General features: G+C 57.4%; 28 protein-coding genes and 1 tRNA gene. 22 read left to right on the plus strand and 7 right to left on the minus strand.

Annotated elements, in window-relative coordinates; genetic code table 11:
* Positions 1-163: 163 nt before the first annotated feature.
* From RX972_RS00410 to RX972_RS00465, 12 genes are all read left to right on the plus strand, one after another.
* Positions 164-1,150 (plus strand): NAD(P)/FAD-dependent oxidoreductase, encoded by a 987-nt coding sequence (locus tag RX972_RS00410; protein ID WP_316872102.1) that lies wholly within the window; start codon positions 164-166, stop codon positions 1,148-1,150.
* Complete coding sequence (locus RX972_RS00415) at positions 1,147-1,362, plus strand: TIGR02450 family Trp-rich protein (protein WP_027902887.1); 216 nt, start codon at positions 1,147-1,149, stop codon at positions 1,360-1,362. The genes RX972_RS00410 and RX972_RS00415 overlap by 4 nt, the downstream gene beginning before the upstream one ends.
* Before the next feature lie 217 nt (positions 1,363-1,579).
* The gene (locus tag RX972_RS00420) at positions 1,580-2,542 is read left to right on the plus strand and encodes a YbgA family protein (protein WP_027902886.1); all 963 of its coding nucleotides are present in this window, start codon (positions 1,580-1,582) and stop codon (positions 2,540-2,542) included.
* A 2-nt stretch (positions 2,543-2,544) separates the two neighbouring features.
* Positions 2,545-3,483: a MerR family transcriptional regulator gene (locus tag RX972_RS00425; RefSeq protein ID WP_263268367.1), complete on the plus strand. Its 939-nt coding sequence runs from the start codon at positions 2,545-2,547 to the stop codon at positions 3,481-3,483.
* Between the two features lie 9 nt (positions 3,484-3,492).
* Entirely contained in the window at positions 3,493-4,941 is a 1,449-nt protein-coding gene (gene phrB, locus RX972_RS00430) for a deoxyribodipyrimidine photo-lyase (RefSeq protein ID WP_316872104.1), read from the plus strand.
* Positions 4,934-5,356, plus strand: coding sequence for a nuclear transport factor 2 family protein (locus RX972_RS00435; RefSeq protein WP_316872105.1), 423 nt, complete (start codon positions 4,934-4,936; stop codon positions 5,354-5,356). The genes phrB and RX972_RS00435 overlap by 8 nt, the downstream gene beginning before the upstream one ends.
* A complete protein-coding gene (locus tag RX972_RS00440; RefSeq protein WP_099270499.1) occupies positions 5,353-6,141 on the plus strand; it encodes an SDR family NAD(P)-dependent oxidoreductase in 789 nt (262 codons plus the stop codon). Before RX972_RS00435 ends, RX972_RS00440 begins: the two co-directional genes overlap by 4 nt.
* A complete protein-coding gene (locus RX972_RS00445) occupies positions 6,138-7,385 on the plus strand; it encodes an NAD(P)/FAD-dependent oxidoreductase (protein ID WP_099270500.1) in 1,248 nt (415 codons plus the stop codon). Before RX972_RS00440 ends, RX972_RS00445 begins: the two co-directional genes overlap by 4 nt.
* A complete protein-coding gene (locus RX972_RS00450) occupies positions 7,382-8,182 on the plus strand; it encodes a DUF1365 domain-containing protein (protein ID WP_316872108.1) in 801 nt (266 codons plus the stop codon). Before RX972_RS00445 ends, RX972_RS00450 begins: the two co-directional genes overlap by 4 nt.
* The gene (locus RX972_RS00455; RefSeq protein WP_027902879.1) at positions 8,169-9,434 is read left to right on the plus strand and encodes an SAM-dependent methyltransferase; all 1,266 of its coding nucleotides are present in this window, start codon (positions 8,169-8,171) and stop codon (positions 9,432-9,434) included. The genes RX972_RS00450 and RX972_RS00455 overlap by 14 nt, the downstream gene beginning before the upstream one ends.
* Entirely contained in the window at positions 9,427-9,948 is a 522-nt protein-coding gene (locus RX972_RS00460) for a DUF2878 domain-containing protein (RefSeq protein ID WP_231666513.1), read from the plus strand. Before RX972_RS00455 ends, RX972_RS00460 begins: the two co-directional genes overlap by 8 nt.
* Positions 9,949-9,964: 16 nt before the next feature.
* Entirely contained in the window at positions 9,965-10,279 is a 315-nt protein-coding gene (locus RX972_RS00465) for a YkgJ family cysteine cluster protein (RefSeq protein ID WP_049827204.1), read from the plus strand.
* A 103-nt stretch (positions 10,280-10,382) separates the two neighbouring features.
* Here the strand turns inward: RX972_RS00465 and RX972_RS00470 are convergent, their stop codons facing one another.
* The 6 genes from RX972_RS00470 to hemA form a co-directional block, all read right to left on the minus strand.
* A complete protein-coding gene (locus tag RX972_RS00470) occupies positions 10,383-10,901 on the minus strand; it encodes an acyloxyacyl hydrolase (protein WP_316872111.1) in 519 nt (172 codons plus the stop codon).
* Between the two features lie 116 nt (positions 10,902-11,017).
* Positions 11,018-11,818, minus strand: a complete 801-nt coding sequence (gene murI, locus RX972_RS00475) for a glutamate racemase (protein WP_316872112.1) — start codon at positions 11,816-11,818, stop codon at positions 11,018-11,020.
* Positions 11,811-12,569: a molybdopterin-synthase adenylyltransferase MoeB gene (locus RX972_RS00480; protein WP_231675314.1), complete on the minus strand. Its 759-nt coding sequence runs from the start codon at positions 12,567-12,569 to the stop codon at positions 11,811-11,813. The genes murI and RX972_RS00480 overlap by 8 nt, the downstream gene beginning before the upstream one ends.
* Entirely contained in the window at positions 12,563-13,396 is an 834-nt protein-coding gene (prmC, locus tag RX972_RS00485; protein WP_027902873.1) for a peptide chain release factor N(5)-glutamine methyltransferase, read from the minus strand. The genes RX972_RS00480 and prmC overlap by 7 nt, the downstream gene beginning before the upstream one ends.
* A complete protein-coding gene (prfA, locus tag RX972_RS00490) occupies positions 13,397-14,479 on the minus strand; it encodes a peptide chain release factor 1 (RefSeq protein WP_231675313.1) in 1,083 nt (360 codons plus the stop codon). It lies immediately after the preceding gene.
* The gene (hemA, locus tag RX972_RS00495; RefSeq protein WP_027902871.1) at positions 14,476-15,753 is read right to left on the minus strand and encodes a glutamyl-tRNA reductase; all 1,278 of its coding nucleotides are present in this window, start codon (positions 15,751-15,753) and stop codon (positions 14,476-14,478) included. Before hemA ends, prfA begins: the two co-directional genes overlap by 4 nt.
* 226 nt (positions 15,754-15,979) lie before the next feature.
* Here hemA and RX972_RS00500 point away from each other — a divergent pair, with 226 nt between their 5' ends.
* The 9 genes from RX972_RS00500 to RX972_RS00540 all read left to right on the plus strand — a co-directional run bounded on the left by RX972_RS00500 (position 15,980) and on the right by RX972_RS00540 (position 24,362).
* Positions 15,980-17,707 carry a tetratricopeptide repeat protein gene (locus RX972_RS00500; protein ID WP_122395507.1) on the plus strand — a complete coding sequence of 576 codons (1,728 nt, stop codon included), beginning with the start codon at positions 15,980-15,982 and terminating at the stop codon, positions 17,705-17,707.
* 4 nt (positions 17,708-17,711) lie between these two features.
* Positions 17,712-18,329, plus strand: a complete 618-nt coding sequence (gene lolB / locus RX972_RS00505; RefSeq protein WP_027902869.1) for a lipoprotein insertase outer membrane protein LolB — start codon at positions 17,712-17,714, stop codon at positions 18,327-18,329.
* Positions 18,330-18,331: 2 nt separating this feature from the next.
* On the plus strand, positions 18,332-19,183 hold the full coding sequence (gene ispE / locus RX972_RS00510; protein ID WP_099270508.1) for a 4-(cytidine 5'-diphospho)-2-C-methyl-D-erythritol kinase: 852 nt from the start codon (positions 18,332-18,334) through the stop codon (positions 19,181-19,183).
* A 38-nt stretch (positions 19,184-19,221) separates the two neighbouring features.
* A tRNA-Gln gene (locus tag RX972_RS00515) sits at positions 19,222-19,296 on the plus strand.
* Between the two features lie 46 nt (positions 19,297-19,342).
* A complete protein-coding gene (locus RX972_RS00520; RefSeq protein ID WP_002552145.1) occupies positions 19,343-20,284 on the plus strand; it encodes a ribose-phosphate pyrophosphokinase in 942 nt (313 codons plus the stop codon).
* A gap of 138 nt (positions 20,285-20,422) precedes the next feature.
* Positions 20,423-21,031, plus strand: coding sequence for a 50S ribosomal protein L25/general stress protein Ctc (locus RX972_RS00525; protein WP_027902867.1), 609 nt, complete (start codon positions 20,423-20,425; stop codon positions 21,029-21,031).
* A 162-nt stretch (positions 21,032-21,193) separates the two neighbouring features.
* On the plus strand, positions 21,194-21,778 hold the full coding sequence (gene pth / locus RX972_RS00530) for an aminoacyl-tRNA hydrolase (RefSeq protein WP_027902866.1): 585 nt from the start codon (positions 21,194-21,196) through the stop codon (positions 21,776-21,778).
* A gap of 21 nt (positions 21,779-21,799) precedes the next feature.
* On the plus strand, positions 21,800-22,900 hold the full coding sequence (gene ychF / locus RX972_RS00535) for a redox-regulated ATPase YchF (RefSeq protein WP_099270509.1): 1,101 nt from the start codon (positions 21,800-21,802) through the stop codon (positions 22,898-22,900).
* A gap of 226 nt (positions 22,901-23,126) precedes the next feature.
* A complete protein-coding gene (locus tag RX972_RS00540) occupies positions 23,127-24,362 on the plus strand; it encodes a M20/M25/M40 family metallo-hydrolase (protein ID WP_316872151.1) in 1,236 nt (411 codons plus the stop codon).
* A 206-nt stretch (positions 24,363-24,568) separates the two neighbouring features.
* Here RX972_RS00540 and RX972_RS00545 read toward each other — a convergent pair whose 3' ends face one another.
* Positions 24,569-25,477: a LysR family transcriptional regulator gene (locus RX972_RS00545; protein ID WP_316872152.1), complete on the minus strand. Its 909-nt coding sequence runs from the start codon at positions 25,475-25,477 to the stop codon at positions 24,569-24,571.
* A gap of 145 nt (positions 25,478-25,622) precedes the next feature.
* On the opposite strand from RX972_RS00545, the gene RX972_RS00550 reads away from it, so the two are divergent.
* On the plus strand, positions 25,623-26,513 hold the full coding sequence (locus tag RX972_RS00550; RefSeq protein ID WP_316872154.1) for an NAD(P)-dependent oxidoreductase: 891 nt from the start codon (positions 25,623-25,625) through the stop codon (positions 26,511-26,513).
* The last annotated feature ends 1 nt before the right edge of the window (position 26,514 follow it).

The following is a 26,514-nucleotide window of genomic DNA, read 5'->3' on the forward strand; positions in this document are numbered from 1 at the left end:
GGATAGTTGCATGTCGCCTTCAAGTATCAGATTTTAGATCTCGAGCCGTACGAGTCAGGCTATGCAGGCCCCAAGCTGTAATCGAAGCAAGTTATACCAAAAAACAATATTGTACAGGTTTTAACTACGGCGTAGTCTGTGCAGACAAGGTAACGAGGCCCCTATGACTGTACCTATCGCAATCATCGGTACCGGCATCGCCGGACTCTCCGCGGCCCAAGCGCTCCATGCTGCCGGGCACTCGGTTCATCTTTTCGACAAAAGCCGCGGCAGTGGCGGAAGGATGTCCAGCAAACGCAGTGATGCAGGCTCGCTCGATATGGGCGCGCAATATTTCACTGCTCGCGACCGACGCTTCATGGCCGCGGTGCAGCAGTGGCAACTTCAGGGTTGCGCGGCTCAATGGACGCCATCACTTTACAACTCCCATGCCGGCCAGCTCAGCCCGTCACCCGACGAACAGGTTCGCTGGGTCGGCCAACCCGGCATGAGCGCCATCACTCGCGCCATGCTGGGCGACTTGCCGGTGTCGTTCTCCTGCCGGATCACCGAAGTCTTTCGGGGCGAGCAGCACTGGAGCCTGCAAGACGCAGAGGGCCAGAGTCACGGTCCATTCAGCCATGTGATCATCGCCACGCCCGCTCCTCAGGCAACGGCATTATTGGCGAGCGCGCCAAAACTTGCGGGTGCTGCCGCCAGCGTAAAAATGGACCCGACCTGGGCCGTGGCGCTGGGATTCAGTAGCGCATTGCAAACGCCTATGGAAGGCTGCTTCGTACAGGACAGCCCCATTGACTGGCTTGCCCGAAATCGCAGCAAGCCCGGGCGCGACACCACTCTGGACACTTGGGTGCTGCACGCTACCAGCGCCTGGAGCCGACAGCACATCGACATGCCCAAGGAAGAAGTCATCGAGCATTTGCACGGCGCGTTTGCCGAACTGATTGGCTGCGCAGTGCCTGCACCGACATTCAGCCTGACGCACCGCTGGCTCTATGCCCGCCCTGCCACGGCTCACGAATGGGGTGCGCTTTCAGATCCTGATCAGGGCATTTATGTGTGCGGCGACTGGTGCTTGTCAGGCCGCGTCGAAGGCGCCTGGCTCAGCGGCCAGGAGGCAGCGCGTCGCTTGCTGGAACACCTCAATTGAACCGCCTCAATCCGCGCAAGCTGCTGCTGTCGAAATGGACAGCCGCCCAGCCGGTCAACCGCGAAAAGCATTTTCTGGTCACTGAGTTGTTTCGCGACGACGAAGGCACAGTCCTCGAGATCGAGCTGCAAGCGGTGCTGACACAACGCAGTGAACGCTTGCCCTGGCAGACGTTGCAGGACGCTGACACCTGGAAGATGGGTTGGAAGTAATGCAACTCGGGGAGCCGGTGCGGAGAAACAGGCACTCCGCGTTATCGTTCATCGCGAGCAAGCTCGGCTCCCACAGGTTCTGCACCATCCAGTGAAACCGCATCACCCCCCCCCGTACAAACCCTATACAAACCATTTGACTTGTACAGCATTGAACCTATGATGAACCGAAGTTGTACAGCGAATAACCTCTGTACAATTATGTTCCGAGGTTTGCATGCTTTCTCCAGCAGTCCATAAACCGAAACTCGGCATCAGTGCCTGCCTCATGGGCGACGAGGTACGGTTCAATGGTGGTCATAAAGAATCCCATTTATGCACCCGCGAGCTGAGTCGATATTTCGAGTTCGTCACCGCGTGCCCGGAAGTGGCCATCGGCATGGGCATCCCCCGCGAACCCATCCGTCTGGTAGGCGATGCGCAAAGCCCTCAGGCTGTCGGAACGGTAAACAAAGCGCTGAACGTTACCCAGCCTCTGGCCGACTACGGGGTAAAGATGGCCGAGGAGCTGGGGGATATCTGCGGCTATATCTTTATGCAGAAGTCGCCGTCCTGTGGGCTTGAGCGAGTCAAGGTCTACACGGAAAACGGCGCTCCCGTTGAGGGAGGTGGACGCGGGATTTATGCTCAGGCGTTTTGCGAACTGCACCCCAATCTCCCGGTAGAAGAAGACGGCCGCCTCAACGACGCGGTGTTGCGCGAGAACTTCATCACCCGCGTGTTTGCCTATGCCGCGTGGCAAGACTTGCTCAAGGCAGGTATCACGCGCCGCAGCCTGACCGAATTTCACTCGCGTTATAAATATCAGCTCATGGCCAACGACCCGGTGCAGTACAAAGTACTGGGCAATTTTCTGGGCAGCATGGGCCGCAGCGATCCCAACGAGATCGCACCGCGCTATTTCAGCGACTTGATGGCGGCCCTGAAAAAACCCGCTACCCGCCGCACCCATACCAATGTCCTGCAGCACATCAGCGGCTATCTGAAACAGACCCTGAGCGCGGCGGACAAGCAGGAAATGCAGCAAATCATCGCCCAATACCATCAAGGCATCGTGCCGTTGATCGTGCCCTTGACGCTGCTCAAACACCACTTCCGCCAACATCCTGATCCTTACGTGGCCTTGCAGGTTTACATGCAGCCGCACCCGGAAAACCTCAGCCTGCGGAATGCGATCTGAACATGAACAACACACTGCATGTGATCCCTGCGCCCGAGCCAACCGATGAAGACCCGGGGGTTGAAGGCGGCTGGTTGCCGATACGGGAAGTCGCCCGTCAGACCGGAGTCAACGCAGTCACGTTGCGTGCGTGGGAACGTCGCTATGGGCTGATCGTGCCGCACCGTACGCCGAAAGGGCATCGACTGTATTCCGGCGAGCATGTCCAACGGGTGATGAACATTCTCACCTGGCTCAATCGTGGCGTATCGGTCAGCCAGGTAAAAAACCTCATCGACAGCCGCCAACCGGACACCAGCGTCGCCGGCAACGATTGGGACGATTTGCGTCACAACCTGATCAAGGCCATCAGCGAACTGGCAGAGCGCAGGGTTGACGACCTGTTCAACCAGGCCATGTCGCTTTACCCACCGCGAACTGTCTGCGAACAACTGTTGATGCCGTTGCTGACAGAGCTTGAATTTCGCTGGCAGGGACACTTCGGCGGGCAAATGGAGCAGGTGTTCTTCTACTCCTGGCTGCGCAGCAAATTCGGTGCCCGGATTTACCACAATAACCGTCAGCTCAGCGGTAAGCCGTTATTGCTGGTCAACCATTCTGATTCACCGCTGGAGCCGCACCTGTGGCTCAGCGCGTGGCTGATCAGCAGCGCCGATTGCCCGGTTGAGGTTTTCGATTGGCCGCTGCCCAACGGTGAACTTTCGCTGGCTGCCGAGTTGCTTAAACCGCGAGCGGTATTGCTGTATTCCAGCAAAGCATTGAATCCCGGCCAGCTCCCAAAATTGCTCAGTAACGTTCAGTGCCCCACCGTACTTGCCGGTGCCTGTGTCCGTATACATTGCGACGACCTCGCCATGACGATCAACAAGATAGAAGGCCTGCACCTGGCCGAAGACCCGCTGGGCGCCCTCGCTGCTTTGCAGCTACTGGATCTTATCTAAGGAATAAACATGCAACTGCTATGGCTGCGCAGCGATTTGCGCATTCACGACAATACCGCCCTGACCGCTGCCATGGAGCAGGGTCCGGTGGTGGCTGTTTACCTGATCAGCCCCACGCAATGGCGCAGCCACGACGACGCCCCCTGCAAAGTAGATTTCTGGCTGCGCAATCTGGTCGAGCTGCAAAAAGCCTTGGGCGAATTGAACGTGCCATTGCTGATCCGCGAGGCCGACAGCTGGGATGAAGCACCACGAGTGCTGCTGGAACTGTGTCGCGAGCACAATATCCAGTCCGTACATGCCAACGAAGAATACGGTATCAACGAAACCCGCCGGGACGCCGCCGTCGCCGATGCGCTTGAGGACGCCGACATTCAGTGGCGCAGCTATCTGGATCAGCTGTTTTTCAAACCTGGCACGGTGCTGACCAAGACAGGCACCTACTTCCAGGTGTTCAGCCAGTTCCGCAAAGTCTGCTACGCCCGCATGCACCAAGCCATGCCGCCGCTGATTCACTTGCCGAAACCTCAGGCAGCGCTGGATATAAAAAGTGATCGCGTACCCGAACAGGTAGAGGGATTCGCCACGCCTCCTCAGGCACTGCAAGCCTTGTGGCCTGCTGGTGAGGACGAAGCGCGTCGGCGACTGGCCGCCTTCAGCGATGAGCAGATTGATTACTATCGCTCCGAGCGTGACTTTCCGGCCAAACCCGGCACCAGTCAGTTGTCGGCTTACCTGGCTGCTGGCGTGATATCGCCGCGCCAATGCCTGCATGCGGCCTTGAGCAGCAATCAGGGTGAGTTCGAGACAGGCAGCGTCGGCGCAGTCACCTGGATCAACGAGTTGCTCTGGCGTGAATTCTACAAACACATTCTGGTGGGCTTCCCTCGAGTATCGCGGTATCGCGCTTTTCGCCCGGAAACCGAAGCACTGAAATGGCGTGACGCCCCCGAGGAGCTGGCTGCCTGGAAAGAGGCGCGCACAGGCCTGCCGATCATTGACGCCGCCATGCGCCAGTTGCTGGAAACCGGCTGGATGCATAACCGCCTGCGCATGGTCGTGGCGATGTTCCTGACCAAGAATCTGCTGATTGACTGGCGCGAAGGCGAACGCTTTTTCATGCAGCACCTGATCGACGGCGATCTGGCCGCCAATAACGGTGGCTGGCAGTGGAGTTCGTCGACGGGTACCGATTCATCGCCCTATTTCCGGATATTCAATCCCCTGTCGCAATCCGAGAAATTCGACCCTGAAGGCCTGTTCCTGAAGAAGTGGTTGCCCGAACTGGCCGACCTCAACAAAAAGGAAGTGCATAACCCGGCGGCGTCTGGCGGCCTGTTTGGTGTGGCTAGTTATCCCAAACCGATTGTCGACCTCAGCAGCAGCCGCGCCCGCGCGTTGGCTGCGTTCAAGGCTTTGCCTCATCGCCAGCCCGCGGCAGAGGTTACCGATGACTGATTTCCTGCGGCGCTTTGCTCATGAATTTGCAGCTCTGGACAAGAACAGTCTGGATCGCCTCGGCGAACTGTACAGCGACGATGTGCAGTTCACCGACCCGTTGCACCAGATTCATGGGCTGCCGCAGATGCGTCGTTATTTCGCCGAATTGTACGCCAATGTCAGCGATCTGCGTTTTGACTTTCATGGGTTTGACCAGGTCAGCGAGGGCAGCGGTTATCTGCGCTGGACAATGAGCTACTCCCATCCGCGCCTTGTCAGAGGAAAGTCGATCCGGGTTGAGGGCTGCTCGCATCTGCTCTGGCGCGACAAGGTTTATCAACATCGTGACTATTTCGATGCAGGCGCTTTGCTGTACGAGCACTTGCCGATCATGGGCCAGCTGATTGCCTGGCTGAAAAGGAGATTGGGATGAGTGATTCGAACGTGCGACGTATCTGGTTGACCGGTGCCAGCAGCGGCATTGGCCTGGCGCTCGCTGAAGAGCTGCTCGTCGCCGGTCACAAGCTGGCGCTGACGGCTCGAACTCTAGGCCCGCTCGAAGAGCTGGACCGACGTTTTCCCGGGCAAGTCTTGCTCGTACCGGGGGATTTGACCGATGGCGAACAAATCACTGCCATCGGTGATCGCATTGGCCAGACGTGGGGAGCCCTGGACAGCGCAATCATCAACGCTGGTACCTGCGAATACATCGACACCAACCATTTCGATGCCGCGCTGCTTGAGCGAGTGGTTCGTACCAATCTGCTGGCCAGTTCCTACTGCGTGCAAGAAGCACTGTTGCTGCTGCGCAAAGGCAACAAGCCGCATCTGGTGGGCGTGTGCAGTTCGGTGACCTATCTGCCGCTCACCCGCAGTGAGGCTTACGGCGCATCCAAGGCCGGCATGCGTTATTTGTTCGAATCCCTGCGAATCGATCTGGCCCACGAAAATATCGACGTCACCGTCGTCAGCCCAGGCTTTGTCGATACCCCGCTGACCGCTAAAAACGACTTCGCCATGCCCATGCGCTGGCCGGTCAAAAAAGCCGCGAAATACATCTCCGAGCGCTTGCAGCGGACGCGTCGCCCGATGGAAATCGCATTCCCCGGATTGTTCATTTTGACTCTGCGTTTATTGGCGCTGCTCCCTACCCGTCTGCAACTTGCGTTAGGCAAACGCATGGCCCGCTCAGCGGCTCAACACAAGGACGCCCAATGAAGATCGCCATCATCGGCAGTGGTATTGCGGGCCTGACCAGCGCTTATCTGCTCAACCGTTCTCACGACATCACGGTGTTCGAGGCGGCAGACTGGATTGGCGGGCATACCCATACCGTTGATGTAAACGTGAATGGCCGCGATTACGCCATTGATACCGGCTTTATCGTGTTCAACGACTGGACCTATCCAAATTTCATCCGCTTGCTCGGCCAACTGGACGTTACCTTCAAGCCCACCGAAATGAGCTTCTCCGTCACCGATCCTAAGACCCGGACCGAATACAACGGTAATAACCTAAACAGCCTGTTTGCCCAGCGCAGCAACCTGTTGTCCCTGAGTTTCTGGGGCATGCTGCGCGACATTCTGCGCTTTAACCGCGAAGCGCTGGCCGATCTGGAAAGCCAGCGGATCGCTCAAGACACCACCCTGGGTGAGTACCTGCGCAGCCGCGGTTACGGCGAGCGCTTTATTGATCACTACATCGTGCCCATGGGCGCGGCGATCTGGTCCATGTCCCTGGCAGACATGCTCGCCTTCCCGTTGCAATTCTTTGTGCGTTTTTTCAAGAATCATGGCTTGTTATCCGTCAGCAATCGGCCGCAATGGTGCGTCATCGAAGGCGGTTCCAGCCGCTACATCGAGCCGTTGACAGCGTCGTTTGCCGAGCGGATTCGTTTGTCGTGCCCGGTCAATCGCGTTGAGCGGGATGCAGAAGGCGTGACCGTTCACAGCGCCGCAGGCAGTGAGCGCTTTGACAAAGTCGTGTTTGCCTGCCACAGCGATCAGGCCCTGAAAATGCTTGCACAACCGAGCGCCGCCGAGCAGGAAATCCTGGGTGCCCTGCCCTACGCCGAAAATGACGTGGTGCTACACACAGACACCCGCCTGTTGCCCAAGCGACCGCTGGCCTGGGCCAGCTGGAACTATCGACTCGGCGGCGGCAAGCAACAATTGGCCGCTGTGACCTATGACATGAACATCCTGCAGGGCATCGACAGCGACACGACCTTTTGCGTCAGCCTCAATCAGACCGAAGCCATCGACCCGAACAAAATTCTTGCCCGCTACACCTACTCCCATCCGCAGTACAGCCTGGCAGGCGTAGACGCTCAGGCGCGCTGGCCTGAACTGGATGGCGTTAACCATACCTGGTTTTGCGGCGCTTACTGGGCTAATGGCTTTCATGAAGACGGCGTGGTCAGCGGCCTTCGGGTTGCCTCGGCGTTGGGCGAATCATTGTGAACAGCGCCCTGTACAGCGGCTGGATAGCCCACCGGCGCTTTGCGCCGCGGGTTCATGACTTTCGTTATCGGATCGGCCTGCTGTATCTGGATCTGGATGAACAGCGCGAGGTATTGAAAGCCTCTCCCCTCGCAGGTAAAAGTCGCTGGTCGCCGTTTTCATTCCGGGAGACGGATTACCTGCGTGAATTTACGCGCAAAGGCATACCGCTGACAGACGCTGTTCGTGAACGCGTCGGCCAAGCCATAGGTCATGTTCCGCAGGGCAAAATCTGCCTGCTGACTCAAGCGCGCAGTTGGGGCCTGGCCTTTAATCCAGTGAGCTTTTTTTATTGCTTTGAAGAGGATGGCGCGCTGGCGGCTATTCTCTGTGAGGTCAGCAATACACCGTGGCGCGAGCGCTACCACTATGTATTGCCTGCCGACGGTGAAGGTCATCAGCACTTCGCCGTAGCCAAGGCCTTCCACGTTTCGCCGTTCCTGCCCCGCGATCTTGAATACCGGATGAGTTTCAGTCCGCCCGGCGAGCGTCTCGGCGTTCACATGGCAGACTGGCAAGGCGATCTGAAAATGTTCGACGCCACGCTTAACCTGCAACGCCGGGACCTGACAAGAAGCAATCTGCATCGTTATTTACTGGCTTTTCCATGGATGACCGCCAAGACCTGCCTGGCGATTTACTGGCAAGCATTACGTCTATTTTTGAAACGTGTTCCACTTTTTTCTCATCAGGCCGCTGACGGCGACTACCGCACTGCCGCCACGCAATTGAAGGGTAAACCCCATGAAAAGCAGTAGCAGTTTTTCGGCCAATCTGGGCACCAACAGCCTGACCGCCAACATCCTGCGGCGCGGCGTGCTACGCCAGCTTGCCCGGTTGCGCAGCGGCCAACTGGTCGTCAATGAAGGCGATGAGCGCCATGTATTCGGCGTGGCAGGGGCCGTTGTCCAGGGCGAGATCCAGATTCTCGACTCAGCCACCTGGGGCATGGTCGCCAGTAATGGCTCCATTGGCGCAGGCGAAGCCTACATCCATGGCTACTGGACCTCGCCGGACCTGACTGCCGTCATCAGGGTTTTCGTCAGCAACCTGGATGTGCTGGACGCGATGGAAGGCGGAATAGCACGGCTGGGCCGCCCCTTCATTCAGGCGTTGCACTGGCTGAATCGCAATACCCGTGAAGGCTCGCAAAAAAATATCGCCGCCCATTACGATCTGGGCAACGAGCTGTTCAAGCAGTTTCTTGACCCCACCATGATGTATTCGGCGGCGCAGTTCCTGACGCCTGAAGACACGCTGGAACAGGCTCAGTTGAACAAGCTGGAACGAATTTGCCAGAAGCTGGCGTTGAAACCCGAGGACCACCTGCTGGAAATCGGTACCGGCTGGGGCAGCATGGCGATTTACGCTGCGCAGCACTATGGCTGCAAAGTCACCACGACGACACTGTCCCAAGAGCAGTTCGCCTACACCGAGGAGCGAATTGCGACGCTGGGCCTGAAAGATCAGATCACCCTGCTGCTCAAGGACTATCGGGACCTTACCGGACAGTTCGACAAGCTGGTCTCGATTGAAATGATTGAAGCGGTCGGCCACCGGTTTCTGCCAACTTACTTCAAGCAATGCGCCCACCTGCTCAAGGACAACGGCCTGATGTTGCTGCAAGCCATCACCATCCGCGAGCAGCGCTACGAACAGGCCAAAGGCAGTGTCGACTTTATCCAGCGCTATATTTTTCCCGGTGGCGCGCTGCCGTCGGTGCACAAAATGCTGGAAATTGTCGGTCGCGACACTGACATGAACCTGCTGCACATGGAGGATTTTGGCCTGCATTACGCGCGCACCCTGCGCATCTGGCATGACAACTTCCGCCACGCTCATGGTTACCTCGCAGAGCTGGGCTACGACGACTACTTCCTGCGGCTGTGGGAGTTTTACCTGTGCTACTGCGAGGGTGGTTTCCTGGAACGTACCATCGGCACCGCGCAGTTGCTGCTGGCCAAACCCTGCGCATCGCCACAGCCGCTGTTGGGCCGCTTCAATGCTTAAGCAGATCGCCAATGCCGTGCTTTTCCAGCTCGGCTGGTTTGCCTGCGTGCTGGGCGGTAATAGTTATTGGCTGTTGATCCCGGTTGGCGTCCTGCTCATTCATCTGCTGTGGATAAGTTCGTGGACGGCCGAAGGTAAATTATTGCTGTGGATAACCGGCCTGGGCACCTTGCTGGACAGCGGGCTGATGCTGCTCGGTGTCTTCGACTTTGGCAGCCAGGGCTTGCTGATCCCGCTGTGGCTGATTCTGCTGTGGGCAGTATTGGGCACTACGCTCAGGCATTGCCTGGCCTGGACCGCAAAACCATGGTGGCGCGCCAGTATCCTTGGAGCGATTGGCGGGCCGATGTCGTATTACGCCGGTTCGCAGCTGGCTGGCGTGCAGCTGCCGCTGGGTTTATGGCCGAGCATGGCACTGCTGGCGGTGCTATGGGCCGTGGTATTTGCGCTGCTGCAATGGCTATCCGGTCGATTGCTCACCGGTCATTCAGTCAACATGCCCGCCTCGCGCTGACATACACTGCGCGCCTATGACTGCCACCCTGATCCCGACCCGCCCGATTCCCACAGAAACCGCCATCACCTGCTCAACCTGCGCAGCCTGTTGCTGCCAGCTTGAAGTCATGCTGATTACGGACACCGGCGTGCCTGAACGCTTTATCGATACCGACGACTGGGGCGGCGAAGTCATGCTGCGGCTGGACGACGGCTGGTGCGCCGCGCTGGATCGCAATACGATGATGTGCACCATCTATGAGAAACGTCCCCTGATCTGCCGGGAGTTCGAGACCGGTTCAGAGGAGTGCATGCATGAAAGGCTGGGGATTGAAGGGGCTTATTTGTAGCGGTATTGCCAAGGCCGTATTTGCGGCGCTCTTATCGCGAGCAAGCTCAGCTCCCACAGGGGAACACGGTTAGCTGTAGGAGCCGAGCTTGCTCGCGATGGCGTCAGAGCGGCATCGTGTAATGCAATGCGTAGCTCTCAATACCGTCGTTTGGCTCTTTGATACCGGCGTTCGAGTAGTGGGTCGCACGGATGCCCACTTCATGACCGCCGTTGAAGCGCACGCCAAAGCCGATACGGTCTTCAAAGTTGAAAGCCGAACCCAGCTTGTTGTCTTCGATTTGCGTATTGGAGAATACAGCGACACCGATACCGGCTTCGATGTACGGCTTCACGTTCTGGCCAGCGAATTCGTAAACGAATACCGGTGAGAACGAAAGGCTGTTGTTGCTGGAACGCTTGTCGCCATCCCAGTACGTGTAAGCGCCATCCCAATAACCGGTCAGGCGACCTACGTCGCTCTGCAACCAGCTTTTATCCCAATCAAACTTCATGCCCAGGCGGTAAGTCTGGGTCGTCTGGCCCGTCTGACCGACCGAAAACTCAACGCCAGCGGCTTGAGTAAGTGAAGTTTGCCCCATCAACGCAGCCGCAAGCGCAGCCAAACACAACAGACGCTTCATCAGAAACTTCCTATTTCGAATGCAATTATTAGGTGTTTTTGCAGATAACCGACTTGCTATAGAAATCCGGCGTGGAACGTTAGTTCCAATGCCAAGCAAAGCTTTTCACGATTTTTTTACAAATCGAAGAATCGCACATTGTCAGATTTTTTCCATAGTGTAGGTAGGATGTTTCCGAAATTATACAAATCAGCGCTGGTCCAGAACTGCGTTTCCTGGGCGTGTCCATCGTGCAGAAGGCCGTGCTGAGTCAATAATCGCTGGAGCTGGCGAGCCACGGCGTGACCGGTGTCGATCAAGATGACCGATTCCGGAATAATTTCCCGCAGCAGAGGTTTGAGGAAGGGATAGTGGGTACAGCCGAGGATGATCGTGTCACAGCCCTCGGCGAGAAGCGGTTCGACATAGCCCCGCAGCAAGGCACGAATGGTCGGGCTGAACAGGTCGCCCGCTTCGATCAGTTCCACCAGGCCGGGGCACGGCTGCGTCACGACCCGTACATCACCGGCGAAACGGTCGAGCAAGGCGGCGAACTTCGCGCTTTGCAAAGTACCGGTGGTAGCGAGCACCCCAACCACACCACTGCGGGTCGCAGCCGCCGCCGGTTTGACCGCAGGCTCCATTCCGATAATCGGCCAGTCAGGATAATGTTCACGCAATTGAGCGGCGGCAGCGGCAGTCGCGGTGTTGCAGGCCAGCACCAGTGCCTTGGCCCCTTGCTCGCGAAAGAATTGCGCGATGATCATGCAGCGTTCGCGGATGAACTCCGGGGTTTTCTCTCCGTAAGGGATATGCCCGCAGTCCGCGACGTACAGCAGCGACTCGTTGGGTAACAGGTTGTGAATCTCGCCCAGCACCGACAAGCCACCTACGCCGGAATCAAATACGCCCACCGGCGCATCGCTGGCTTTACTCATGCTGCCCTGCACCGCAGACGCTACACCCCGGATCACGCTTGACCTTCAATTCACGAAAGCGGGTGCTCAGCGCGTCAATCAACAACAAACGCCCCACCAGCGGCTCACCGAAACCGACTAGTACTTTGAGTGCTTCAAGGGCCTGCAGGCTGCCGACCAATCCCACGAGAGGCCCGATCACACCGGCTTCGCTACAGGTCAGCTCGGCTTCGCTGCCGTGACCATATAAGCAGTGATAGCAAGGGCTTTCAGGTCGACGTGGATCGAACACCGACAACTGCCCTTCCAGGCGAATCGCCGCACCGCTGACCAAGGGTTTTCTGGCCGCCACACAGGCGGCATTGACCGCACCACGAGTCGCGAAATTGTCTGAGCAATCGAGTACCAGATCGACACCCTCGACGGCCGTCGCCAGGGAATCGACATCCAGCGCGGCGCGATGAGGGACAAGAGATATCTCAGGATTGATTGCAGTCAGACGAGCGATGGCCGAATCCACCTTGCTCTGCCCGACTGTCTGGCTGTCGTGAATAATCTGGCGTTGCAGGTTCGTCAGGTCAACGGTATCGAAGTCGGCCAGGTGCAATTCGCCAACACCTGCGGCGGCCAGATACAAGGCAACGGGAGAGCCGAGGCCGCCGAGGCCCACGATCAGCACCCGGCTTTGCTTGAGTTTGAACTGGCCTTCGATGTCGACATGCTGCAACAGAATCTGTCGGCTATAGCGCAACAGTTCCTGATCACTCAGCACGGCAGACGCCCAAAGGTAATGCGCTCATGGTCGCCCAGGTCCCGGCGGGTCTGAATCTTCTCGAAACCATGGCGGCTCAACAGCTCACGGACCGCTGCACCCTGGTCGTAGCCATGCTCCAGCAGCAACCACCCATCGTCGTTCAAGTAGTTCGGTGCTTGCTCGATGATCATGCGTAGATCATCCAGACCATCCGACCCGGCCACCAGCGCGCTGCTGGGCTCGAAACGCACATCGCCCGCCGCCAGATGCGGATCTTCGGCAGCGATGTACGGCGGGTTACTGATGATCAGATCAAAGCGCTGACCTTCAAGAGAGCTGAACCAGTGACTGCTCAGCACCCTGGCGTTGTCCAGATGCAGACGTTGACGATTGCGCTCGGCCAACGCGACGGCTTCTAGCACCCGATCCACCGCCGTCACTTGCCAGACTGGACGCTCGCTGGCCAATGCCAATGCAATCGCTCCAGTACCGGTGCCCAGGTCAAGCACGCGAGTGGGTGCAAATGCAGGCACCAGCTCCAACGCGGCTTCAACCAGCATTTCGGTTTCAGGACGCGGAATCAATGTATGAGGCGCGACGTCAAGATCCAGCTTCCAGAACCCCTGCTGCCCCAGAATGTAGGCCACGGGTTCACCGGTACGACGGCGCTGCAGATGGGAAGCAAAGGTCAGTGCGGCTTCGCTGCTGACAATTCGCTCCGGCCAGGTGTGCAGGAAACTGCGCGGTTTACCCAGCGCAGCCGCCAGAAGCAGTTCAGCATCAAGACGGGCAGTTGGTGAATCAGGAAGCTCGGCGCTTCTTAACAGGCTGGCGATGATGGTCATTTACTCACCCAGTGCCGCTAGTTGGTCTGCCTGATATTCGGCAAGTAGCGGCTCTATCACTGCATCGACACCACCGGCTAAAACTTCATCCAGCGAATACAAGGTCAAATTCACGCGGTGATCCGTTACTCGCCCCTGAGGGAAGTTATAAGTCCGGATACGCTCGGATCGATCACCCGAGCCCACCAGCAGTTTACGCTCACTGGCAATGGCATTGGCAGCGGCGCTGGTTTGCTGGTCGTTCAGTTTGGCAGATAGCCAGGACATCGCACGGGCACGGTTCTTGTGCTGCGAGCGCTCTTCCTGGCACTCGACGACAATACCCGACGGAAGGTGAGTAATGCGAATCGCCGAGTCAGTCTTGTTGACGTGCTGACCACCCGCGCCCGATGAACGATAGGTGTCAACACGCAGGTCCGCAGGGTTGATTTCGATTGCCTGTTGCTCGTCCGGCTCAGGCAGAACGGCTACTGTGCAGGCGGAAGTATGGATACGACCCTGGGATTCTGTTTCCGGAACCCGCTGCACGCGATGCGCACCGGACTCGAATTTGAGCTTGCCGTAAACGTTCTCGCCTTCAACCCGGGCAATCACCTCTTTATAGCCGCCATGCTCGCCTTCGTTTTCGGACAGAATCTCTATCCGCCAACCACGGCGCTCGGCATAACGCGAATACATGCGGAACAGGTCGCCGGAGAAAATAGCCGCCTCGTCGCCACCGGTCCCGGCGCGAATTTCGAGGAAAACGTTACGCCCGTCATTCGGGTCCTTGGGCAGCAGCATGCGTTGCAGTTGGCTTTCCAGATCGGCCAGCAACTGCTTGGTCTCGCGGACTTCCTCCACCGCCATTTCACGCATGTCCGGATCACTGTCCTTGAGCAATGCCTGAGCACCGTCCAGATCAGCCAAGGCCTTGAGCAGCTGTTTATAAGCAGCAACGATTGGCTCTACTTCAGCGTATTCCCTTGAGTACGCACGAAACCTGGTCTGATCCGAAATAATCTCGGCATCGCCAAGCAACGCGGTCAGTTCCTCGAAACGATCGCTGAGGATATCGAGTTTGTTGAGCAGTGAGGCTTTCATTGCGGGGGTTTATCCGTCGAGCCCTCACCGAGGGCAAAAAGTTCCTGGGCCATGGCCAGCGCGTCGAGGCGGCCTTCGGCAGAGAGTTTTTTCAACTGCACGCTCGGCGCGTGCAATAACTTGTTGGTCAACCCGCGCGCCAGCTGCACCAGCACGTCTTCGGCGTTGCCGCCGTTGGCCAGCATACGCTGGGCCTTGAGTAATTCTTCGTCGCGCAATCGCTCGCTTTGCTGGCGATAAGCCCTGAGCACGTCCACTGCGGCCAGTTCACGCAGGCGGAACATGAATTCATTGGCGCCCGTCGAGACCAGCTCTTCGGCTGCCATGGCAGCGCCCTGGCGACTCTTGAGGTTCTCGGCGACCACTTCATGCAAGTCGTCAACGGTGTACAGATACACGTCGTCCAGCTCGCCGACTTCGGGCTCGATGTCCCGTGGCACAGCGATATCGACCATGAAGATCGGCTTATGTTTGCGCAGCTTCAGGGCACTTTCAACTGCGCCCTTACCAAGAATCGGCAGTTGGCTGGCCGTCGAGCTGATCACAATGTCGCTATTGACCAGCTCTGCCGGGATGTCAGAGAGCAATACCGCGTGAGCGCCGAACTCGGCAGCCAGAATACTCGCCCGCTCAAGGGTCCGGTTGGCAACCACGATGCGCTTGACGCCAAGGTCATGCAAATGACGCGCAACCAACGTGATGGTTTCACCCGCGCCGATGAGCAAAGCCTGGCTGCGTTGCAAATCACTGAAAATCTGTTTCGCCAGACTGACAGCGGCAAAAGCCACGGAAACCGGGTTTTCACCAATAGCCGTATCGGTACGTACCTGCTTGGCAGCGCTGAACGTGGCCTGAAACAGTCGGCCCAGCAACGGACCGATGGTGCCGGCTTCCCGGGCCACGGCGTAGGCGGACTTCATCTGACCGAGAATCTGCGGCTCACCCAATACCAGCGAGTCGAGCCCGGAGGCGACTCGCATCATGTGACGAACAGCCGCATCGTCGGCGTGCACATAAGCACTCGCGCGCAGCTCATCCAGGCTCAAATGGTGATATTCGGCCAGCCAGGCGAGCACCGTCTCAGAACCGATCTGGTCCTGTTCGATGTACAACTCGCTACGATTACACGTAGAAAGGATCGCAGCTTCGCGGCTATTGGTAAGGCGGCAAAGCTGCTGCAAGGCCTCAACCAGCTGCTCTGGCGTAAATGCCACGCGCTCGCGGACGTCTACTGAGGCAGTCTTATGGTTGATACCAAGTGCAAGGAAGGCCATTCAAGGTCGCTGATGGTGACGTGAAGCCGACAATTGTCCTACTTCAATAGACTCAGAACAACCACCGTTGACTATTGTCCTAATAGACTCACGCTGCAAACGCCCCGAAATGGCGCTTACGGCATAAACAAATATGCGTTCCGGCAGTTTTCCAACCGGCTGTGGGTTTGCTCCCAGCCTTGTGTCATGATGCTCAAAACCGCAGGTAAGTCGTCCCTTCTTATATATGAATAGATCCTCCGCGCTGTTTCTCGCCCTAGTCTTTCTCAGCGGTTGCCAGTCCATGGCTCCGGTTCAGCCGCAGACTACTCCTGCGCCGAAAGACACCGCCCCCGCACCTGAAGCCAAGCCTCAGGTCTACGGCTCGTTCACTCAGGAAACCCTCGTCAGCCTGCTGAGCGCGGAACTGGCTGGCCAGCGCAATCGTTTCGACATTGCCCTGGACAACTACGTGACCCAGGCGATCAACACTCAGGATCCGGGTGTTTCCGAGCGGGCATTCCGCATTGCAGAGTACCTGGGTGCCGATCAGGCGGCGCTGGACACTTCGCTGATCTGGGCCAGAAACGACCGGGACAACCTTGAAGCACAGCGCGCAGCAGCCATTCAACTGGCTCGGGCGGGACGCTATGACGACTCCATGGTGTACATGGAAAAAGTCCTGCAAGGTCAAGGCGACACGCATTTCGACTTCCTGGCACTGTCAGCGGCGGAGACCAATCCGGAAACCCGCAACGCGCTGCTTACCAGCTTTGACCGACTGCTGGTCAAATACCCAAACAACGGACAGCTGATTTTTGGCAAGGCACTGCTGCTTCAACAGAACGGTGACGCACAAGCCTCACTGAAGTTGCTGGAAGACAATCCACCTAAAGAAGGTGAAATTGCTCCGATACTGCTCCGGGCTCGCCTGCTGCAAGGCTTGAATCGTGGCAAGGAAGCATTGCCGATCCTCGAAAAAAGCATCAAGAAATACCCGGACGACAAGCGCCTGCGCCTGACTTACGCCCGCATGCTGGTTGAACAGAACCGCATGGAAGACGCCAAAGTGCAGTTCTCCAGCCTTGTGCAGCAGTATCCAGATGACGATGAACTGCGTTTCTCCCTGGCATTGGTCTGCCTTGAAGCCAAGGCATGGGATGAAGCAGCAGGTTATCTGGAAGAACTGATAGCCCGGGGCGCTCATGAGGACTCTGCGCACCTGAACCTGGGTCGCATCCATGAAGAGCGTAACGACCAACAAAGCGCACTTGCCGAATATGCCCAGGTTGGCCCCGGCCCGGACTACCTGTCCGCACAGCTACGCCAGGCCGATATCCTGATGAGTAACGGCAGCGCGGCAGAAGCCTCCAAACGCTTGTCCGAGGCCCGCGATTCCCAACCTGACTACGCGATCCAGCTGTACCTGATCGAAGCCGAAACCCTGTCCAGCAACAATCAGGTGGATCGCGCCTGGCAGTTGCTGAATCAAGCGCTCAAGCAGTATCCGGATGACCTGAATCTGCTGTACACCCGCTCGATGATGGCGGAAAAACGCGGTGATCTGGCCCAGATGGAAAAGGACCTGCGCTCGATTCTCAAGCGTGAGCCGGAAAACGCCATGGCGTTGAATGCACTGGGCTACACCCTTTCCGACCGCACCACGCGCTATGCAGAAGCCAAGGAATTGATCGAAAGAGCCCACAAACTCAATCCGGAAGATCCTGCAGTCCTCGATAGCCTTGGCTGGGTAAACTACCGCTTGGGTAATCTGGACGAAGCCGAGCGCCTGCTGCGCCTGGCACTTGAACGCTTCCCCGATCATGAAGTGGCCGCCCACCTGGGCGAAGTGCTGTGGGCCAAAGGCGAGCAGCGCGAAGCCCGCAAAGTCTGGGGCAAAGCCCTTGAAGAACAACCTGACAGCCCTATTCTGCGCAGCACTCTGTTGCGCCTGACCGGATCCGAGACTCTTTAATTTTATGTTTTTGCGCCATGTAGTCGTATTCAGCCTCATCGCCCTGCTCGCCGGTTGCGCCGGCCTCACTTCCCGGGAAGCCGTCGAAGGCAAGGGAGACCCGGCGCAGTGGCGTCAGCACAAAGAACAACTGACCGCCCTCGACGGCTGGCAGATCAACGGCAAGGTCGGCATTCGCGCGCCAAAGGATTCAGGAAGCGGCACGCTGTTCTGGCTGCAACGCCAGGACTACTACGACATTCGTTTGTCCGGTCCATTGGGACGCGGCGCCGCACGCTTGACCGGTCGTCCCGGCAGCGTTGCGCTGGAAGTCGCCAACCAGGGTCGCTACGAGGCCCCCACTCCGGAGACACTGCTTGAAGAACAGCTCGGCTGGAAACTGCCCGTGTCGCATCTGGTCTGGTGGGTCCGCGGCCTGCCCGCTCCGGACAGCAAGAGTCGCCTGACACTTGATGGTGACAGTCGTCTGGCAAACCTTGAACAGGATGGCTGGCAGGTTGAATACCTGAGTTATGTCGAACAGAACGGTTATTGGTTGCCGGAGCGCGTCAAGCTGCACGGCCAGGACCTTGATGTCACGCTGGTGATCAAGGACTGGCAGCCACGCAAACTGGGCCAATAAGCATGAGCGATGCACGTCTGACCCTGCCCGCTCCTGCCAAACTGAATCTGATGCTGCACATTCTCGGCCGTCGACCCGATGGCTATCACGAACTGCAAACCCTGTTTCAGTTCGTCGACTACGGCGATGACCTCAGCTTCGCCGTTCGCCAGGACGGTGAAATCCGCCTGCAGACCGATGTTCCCGGTGTTCCCCATGACAGCAACCTGATCGTCAAGGCAGCCCGGGCACTGCAACAACAATCGGGTTGCACCCTCGGCATGGACATCTGGCTGGAAAAGCGCTTGCCCATGGGCGGCGGAATCGGCGGCGGCAGCTCCGATGCAGCGACGACATTGCTGGGGTTGAACCATCTGTGGAATCTTGGCTGGGACGAAAATCGTCTCGCCGCGCTGGGCCTGACTCTCGGCGCAGACGTTCCGGTTTTCGTACGCGGACATGCCGCATTTGCTGAGGGTGTAGGGGAAAAACTCACCCCTGTAGACCCGGAAGAACCGTGGTATCTGGTACTCGTGCCGCAAGTATCTGTAAGTACAGCAGAAATTTTTTCAGATCCACTGTTGACACGTAACACTCCTCCCATTAAAGTGCGCCCCGTTCCCAAGGGAAACAGTCGAAATGACTGCTTACCGGTTGTAGCAAGGCGTTATCCAGAAGTACGTAACGCTTTGAATTTGTTAGGTAAATTTACCGAAGCAAAATTAACCGGAACTGGAAGTTGTGTGTTTGGGGCCTTCCCAAACAAAGCTGAAGCTGATAAAGTCTCGGCCCTTCTTACAGAGACCTTTACGGGGTTTGTAGCAAAAGGAAGCAACGTTTCGATGTTGCATCGCAAGCTGCAAAGTCTGCTCTAAAAAGGAACCGGGTACTGGGTACTCGTTGCAACAAATACAGGGGCGTCGCCAAGCGGTAAGGCAGCAGGTTTTGATCCTGCCATGCGTTGGTTCGAATCCAGCCGCCCCTGCCATTTTCCTATACTCATCCAGGTTACCCTCAGCCTTCAGGTACTGCGCGTGTCCAAGATGATGGTCTTTACGGGGAACGCTAACCCCGATCTGGCTCGACGTGTCGTACGTCAGCTGCATATCCCACTAGGTGATGTTTCTGTCGGCAAGTTTTCCGACGGCGAAATTTCTACTGAGATTAATGAAAACGTCCGCGGTAAAGACGTATTTATCATTCAGCCGACTTGCGCACCGACCAACGATAACCTGATGGAACTGGTTGTGATGGCTGATGCCTTCCGCCGCTCCTCAGCGTCCCGAATCACTGCTGTGATTCCTTACTTTGGTTATGCCCGTCAGGATCGCCGTCCGCGTTCCGCACGTGTGGCTATCAGCGCGAAAGTTGTTGCTGACATGCTTACCGTAGTCGGGATCGATCGTGTTCTCACGGTTGATCTGCATGCTGACCAAATCCAGGGTTTCTTCGATATACCGGTAGATAACATCTACGGCTCCCCGGTTCTGGTGGATGACATTGAAGATCAACGCTTCGAAAACCTGATGATCGTTTCCCCGGATATCGGCGGCGTCGTGCGTGCACGTGCTGTTGCGAAGTCTCTGGGTGTTGATCTCGGGATCATCGACAAGCGCCGTGAGAAAGCCAATCACTCTGAAGTGATGCATATCATCGGTGATGTCGAAGGGCGTACCTGTATTCTGGTTGATGACATGGTCGATACCGCCGGCACACTGTGCCATGCGGCCAAGGCCTTGAAAGAGCATGGCGCTGCCAAGGTCTTTGCCTACTGCACACACCCTGTGCTGTCGGGTCGGGCGATCGAAAACATTGAAAATTCCGTGCTGGACGAACTGGTGGTGACTAACACCATCCCTTTGTCCGCTGCAGCACAAGCCTGTAGCCGTATCCGTCAACTGGATATCGCTCCGGTAGTCGCTGAGGCGGTCCGCCGCATCAGCAACGAAGAATCGATCAGCGCGATGTTCCGCTAAGGGGTTTCCCTAAGCTGACACCCTGTTGACGAAAAGCGCCCCGCCCTGACATTCGGTCAGGGCGGGGCTTTTTTGCCCATATCGTCCTGACGTCGGTCGCAAACGTCAGGTCGAATGTGGCTAATTTGGAGATACAAAATGAACGATTTTACTTTGAATGCTGAACTGCGTTCCGACCTGGGGAAAGGTGCGAGCCGCCGCCTGCGTCGTCTCGCAAGCCTGGTTCCAGCTGTAGTTTACGGTGGCGACAAAGCCCCTGAATCCATCAGCCTGCTGGCCAAAGAAGTTGCAAAACTGCTGGAAAACGAAGCTTCGTACAGCCACATCATCGCGCTGACCGTTGATGGCAAAAAGCAAAACGTGATCATCAAAGCTCTGCAACGTCACCCGGCCAAAGGCCACGTGATGCACGCTGACTTCGTACGCGTTGTAGCTGGCCAGAAACTGACCGCTATCGTGCCTGTGCACTTCATCGGTGAAGAAGTTCCAGTCAAGAAAGGCGGCGAAGTTTCGCACGTTACTTCCGAGCTGGAAGTAAGCTGCCTGCCGAAAGATCTGCCTGAGTTCATCGAAGTAGACGTGTCTGCTCTGGAAATCGGTTCGATCGTTCACTTGTCCGACGTTAAAGCACCTAAAGGTGTTGAGTTCGTTGCTCTGGCGCACGGTAACGACCTGGCTGTTGCCAACGTCCACGCCCCACGCATCGCACCGACCGAAGACGAAGCAGAAGAAGGTACTGCCGAGTAATTCATTACTTGGTCATACCGGAGTTGCTCGGGAAACCGCTGTAAAAGTCAGGCAAAACGGGCAGGATCGCGGAGTTTACATCATGGTAAATGAGCAGTTTTCTTCCAGTTTTGCCGCTGTCTGCAGCGGCTTCAACCACAACTCCATAAAAGGGCCCCTGTCGTGACTGCCATACAACTGATCGTTGGCCTGGGAAATCCAGGCGCTGAATACGAACAGACCCGGCACAACGCAGGGGCTCTTTTTGTTGAGCGTATCGCTGACGCGCAACGAGTCAATCTCGTCGCCGAGCGCAAATTTTTTGGCCTGACCGCACGCTTCACTCATCAGGGTCAGGATGTTCGTCTGCTGATTCCCACCACCTATATGAACCGCAGCGGTCAGTCCGTGGCGGCGCTCGCTGGTTTCTACCGGATTCCGGTTGATGCCATCCTGGTGGCGCATGACGAACTCGATCTACCACCGGGCGTTGCCAAGTTCAAACAGGGCGGCGGCCATGGCGGACATAACGGGTTGCGGGACATCATCGCGCAGCTCGGCAATCAGAATACATTTCACCGCTTGCGGCTTGGCATCGGCCACCCGGGCGACGCCAATAAGGTCTCCGGTTTTGTTCTGGGTCGAGCGCCACGCGCCGAACAGGAGAAACTGGACGCCAGCATCGACTTTGCCCTCGGCGTGCTGCCGGATATCTTCGCCGGTGAATGGAACCGGGCGATGAAAAACCTGCACAGCCAGAAGGCCTGACATCACTCGAGGGGAAACACCATGGGCTTCAATTGCGGCATCGTCGGCCTGCCCAACGTCGGCAAATCCACTCTGTTCAACGCCCTGACCAAGTCCGGTATTGCAGCGGAGAACTTCCCCTTCTGCACCATCGAACCGAACAGCGGCATCGTGGCCATGCCCGACCCACGCCTTGCGGCATTGGCGGCCATCGTCAATCCCAAGCGCATCCTGCCGACCACCATGGAGTTCGTCGATATCGCGGGCCTGGTAGCCGGTGCGTCCAAAGGTGAAGGCCTGGGCAACAAGTTCCTCGCCAACATCCGCGAGACCGACGCCATCGCTCACGTGGTTCGCTGCTTCGAAGACGACAACGTGATTCACGTTTCCAACAGCGTCGACCCGAAGCGCGATATCGAAATCATCGACCTGGAACTGATCTTTGCCGACCTCGACAGCTGTGAAAAACAGCTGCAGAAAGTCACGCGCAACGCCAAGGGCGGCGACAAGGATGCAGTGGTCCAGAAAGGCCTGCTGGAGCAGTTGATCGCTCACTTCACCGAAGGCAAGCCAGCCCGCAGCCTGATGAAGAACATGAACGCTGACGAAAAAGCGGTGATTCGTGGCTTCCACCTGCTGACCACCAAGCCGGTCATGTACATCGCCAACGTTGCCGAAGACGGTTTCGAGAACAACCCGCTGCTGGATGTCGTTCGCGCCATCGCCGAAGAAGAAGGCGCAATGCTGGTGCCAGTCTGCAACAAGATCGAAGCGGAAATCGCCGAGCTTGATGATGGCGAAGAAAAGGATATGTTCCTCGAAGCCCTGGGCTTTGAAGAGCCAGGCCTGAACCGCGTGATCCGTGCAGGCTACGAAATGCTGCACCTGCAGACCTACTTCACAGCTGGCGTTGAAGAAGTCCGCGCCTGGACCGTACGCGTCGGTGCCACCGCACCACAAGCCGCTGGCGTGATTCACACCGACTTCGAAAAAGGCTTCATCCGCGCCGAGTGCATCGCCTACAACGACTTCATCCAGTACAAGGGTGAAGCCGGTGCCAAGGAAGCCGGCAAATGGCGTCTGGAAGGCAAGGACTACATCGTCAAAGACGGCGACGTGCTGCACTTCCGCTTTAACGTCTGATCGGAGTGTTCAGTTTCAGGTGTGTCTGAAGCACTGAGAAACCGACCAACCCTCATTAAAACCGCGCCTTTGCGCGGTTTTTTTGTTTCTTCATCACCAAAAAAGTCCTATCCCCCAGTGCCGGCGACCAAGCGTGGACTTTTCTCGGTACCAAGGTCGAAGGGTACAAAAAAAACCGGTCAAGTGTTACAAAAGCTTCTCTTGAACACCATCTGAGGGATCCAGCATGTTCGTTCGTAGTACCGCTCTGGCGGCCGCCGTCGCCGCCACCCTGCTCTGTTCATCGACATTCGCCGTCGAAGTGCCTCCAAAGCAACTCCTCAAAAACGCCGAAGCCGAACAGAAGGCTTATCTGGCGACCGTTGAACAACTCGTAGATATCGATACCGGTACAGGCCAGGCGCCAGGGCTCAAGACCGTCAGCGAAATGCTCGTAAAACGCCTCGAAGCATTGGGGGCAACGGTGCAGACCACCCCAGCTTCGCCATCAACGGGCGATAACATCGTCGGTACGATCAAGGGCAATGGCAGCAAATCATTCTTGCTGATGATTCACTATGACACGGTGTTTGGGCCGGGTACGGCGGCCAAGCGACCATTCAAGGTCGAAGGCGAACGTGCCTTTGGGCCGGGGGTAGCAGACGCCAAAGGCGGCGTGGCCATGGTGCTGCATTCACTCAAGCTTTTGCAGGATCAAAAGTTCAAGGACTTCGGCACCATTACCGTGCTGTTCAACCCGGACGAGGAAATGGGCTCGGCGGGCTCGAAAAAGACAATCGCCGAACTGGCTCGTAAACACGACTACGTATTCTCCTACGAGCCGCCTGACACGGATGCGGTAACGGTAGCCACCAACGGCATCAACGGCGTGTTCGTGGAGGTCAAAGGCAAGTCATCCCACGCAGGCTCCGCTCCTGAAGCGGGCCGCAATGCGGCAATGGAGCTGGCGCATCAACTGGTCCAGCTCAAGGACCTGGGTGACAAGGCCAAGGGCACCACAGTGAACTGGACGATGATCAACGCCGGTACCAAGCGCAATATCATCCCGGACAGCGCCGTTGCTGAGGGTGACATGCGCTACTCGGACCTCGGCGAGTCAGACCGTGTGCTTGGCGATGGTCAACGTATCGCGCAGAGCAAAATGATCGATGGGACTCAGGTGACTTTTCGTATGGACAAAGGCCGCCCGCCACTGGTGAGGAACCCTGCCACCGAAGACCTGGCTAAATTGGCGAAGACGCTATACGGCGAGATCGGTCGCAACATCGAGCCGATCGCCATGCGCTTCGGTACCGATGCCGGTTATGCCTATGTGCCCGACAGCCAGAAGCCTGCGGTGCTGGAAACCATGGGCGTGGTTGGCGCCGGGTTGCACTCCGAGGACGAATACATAGACCTGTCGAGCATCGCGCCCAGGCTTTACCTGACGACGGCAATGATTATGCAACTGTCTGGAAAGTAGTCGTCAGTACACATAAAAGCCACGGTTGACCTCGGACCTATTGGAGGTCGCGCAGCAAACATTGGGTCTTGTAGGAGTGAGCTTGCTCGCGATAGCGTTTGAAACGTTGAGAAATTAGCGCCTGACCAAACGCTATCGCGAGCAAGCTAACTCCTACAAAAAACGCTTGAATCCAAATAGTTATTCTATGTTTTTTGCGGTGGCCATCACTTCCCGTTAAACGCCGTCATGTCCTGCTGCAACAGTCCCAGCAATCGGCTCGAACCAACGCTCAACTGCCTGCCCAACCGGCTGATGATATGCACCTGTGACTCGCTGAACACTTGGGATTCCAATGGCAATGCTATGAGCTTGCCGGTCGCCAGTTCGTCCACCACCACGAACGTCGGCAACAGGGTTACACCGCCGCTCATGGCAAAGCGTTTGAGCATGGCGAAGGTGTTGCAGGTCAGGGTTGGCATCAGCGAAACGCCGCACTGCTGTTCGGCCTGAGTCAGGATCTGACGGATGCCGTAGGAAACCCCGAGCAGCCCCAATCGATAGCTGTCCAGATCTTTCAGAGGGATCGGCCCGTCATGCTGCGCCAGAGGATGATCGGGGCTGACCATCACGCAGACCGGCTGTTTCTGGTGGGCGTGGGAGCGAATCTTCGGGTCGGCGGGCGGGTTGAACACCAGGCCGATGTGCGCCTCGTCTTCTACCACCTGGCGGATCACTTCGTTGGTGCCGCACACGTTCACTTGCAGTTCGACCTTTGGGTAAAGCGTCGAGAATTTTGTCAGCGGCTCGGTCAGGCCATCGATAAACCCTTCACCAATCGCCAACACCACCGAACCACTCTGCAAACCGCGCAACGCTTGCAGCGACTCCAGCAAAACCTCTTGCTGGGAAAGTCGCTGACGGTAGTAAGCCAGCACGCGATCCCCCGCCTCAGTCGGCTTCACGCCACGACGATGACGCTCCAGCAAGGGTGCGCCCAGCTCATGCTCCAACTGGGCGATCTGCCGACTGACTGCAGACGGCGCAACGTCGAGAAAATCCGCCGCTGCACGAACACTGCCCAGTCGTACGGCCTCGAAGAAATAAAGAATGCGTCGATCCTGAACCAGACTCATGGGCCACCTGCGTTGCTTTCAACGCAACAAAAATGAATTTGGTGATTATTGCTGTGTGTGCAGAGCGGTGTCCATACTCGGTTCATCTGCCGATAACCATTGACGGTGCGACGTAGCCTGTCAAACAGCTGAGCGAGCATTCTGAATGACTTTAAAAGTAGGCGTGATTGGATTGGGCAACATGGGCGGCGGCATGGCTGCAACCCTGGCCAGCAAAGGCTTCGACGTAAGCGGCTTTGACCTGTCGCAAGCGGCACTGGAAATCGCCGAAAGCAAAGGCGTCAAACCAGTCGCGGACCGCACCGCACTGATCAAACAGGTCGACGTGCTGATCCTGTCATTACCAAAAGCAGAACACGTTGAACTGGTTTGCCTGGGCGCTGAAGGCGTACTGCAACACGGCAACGCTGGCCTGATCGTGGTCGACACCACCACCTCGACACCGGAAGCCAGCCGCAAGGTGGCCGCTGCTCTGCTGCAAAAGAGCATTGGCTTCATCGACGCACCGGTTTCTGGCGGCCCTAAAGGTGCAGCCACCGGCACTATGTCCATGGTCATCGGCGCAGAAGACGCAGACCTGGAAAAAGTATTGCCGGTACTCGAAGGCATGAGTGGCACACGGGTTCACGTCGGCAAATGCGGCGCGGGCAACGTTGCCAAGATCGCCAACAACATGCTCGCCGCCTGCCACCTGATCAGCACCGCAGAAGCCGTGAGCATGGCTGCCAAAGCGGGCGTCGATCCGGAAAAACTGATGCTCGGCCTTAATGCCGGTTCCGGCCGCAGTGGCGCCACCCAAGTGATGTTCCCGACCTGGGTACTGAACAAAACCTACAACTCCGGCTTCACCATGGGTTTGATGCGCAAGGACGTCGGCCTGGCCAGCGATCTGGCTGATAGCCTGGATATGGACCTGCCATTGGCGCGCATCGTCGCCCAACTGTGGGCCGCCAGCAGCGAAACGCTGCCAGATAGTGAAGACTTCAACTGCATCGTCCAGCGGACCGATGCCCAGCTGTTCGGCAAAGGGGAATAAC

The organism is Pseudomonas syringae group sp. J309-1 (genome assembly GCF_032582135.1).
GTDB lineage: Bacteria > Pseudomonadota > Gammaproteobacteria > Pseudomonadales > Pseudomonadaceae > Aquipseudomonas > Aquipseudomonas quasicaspiana.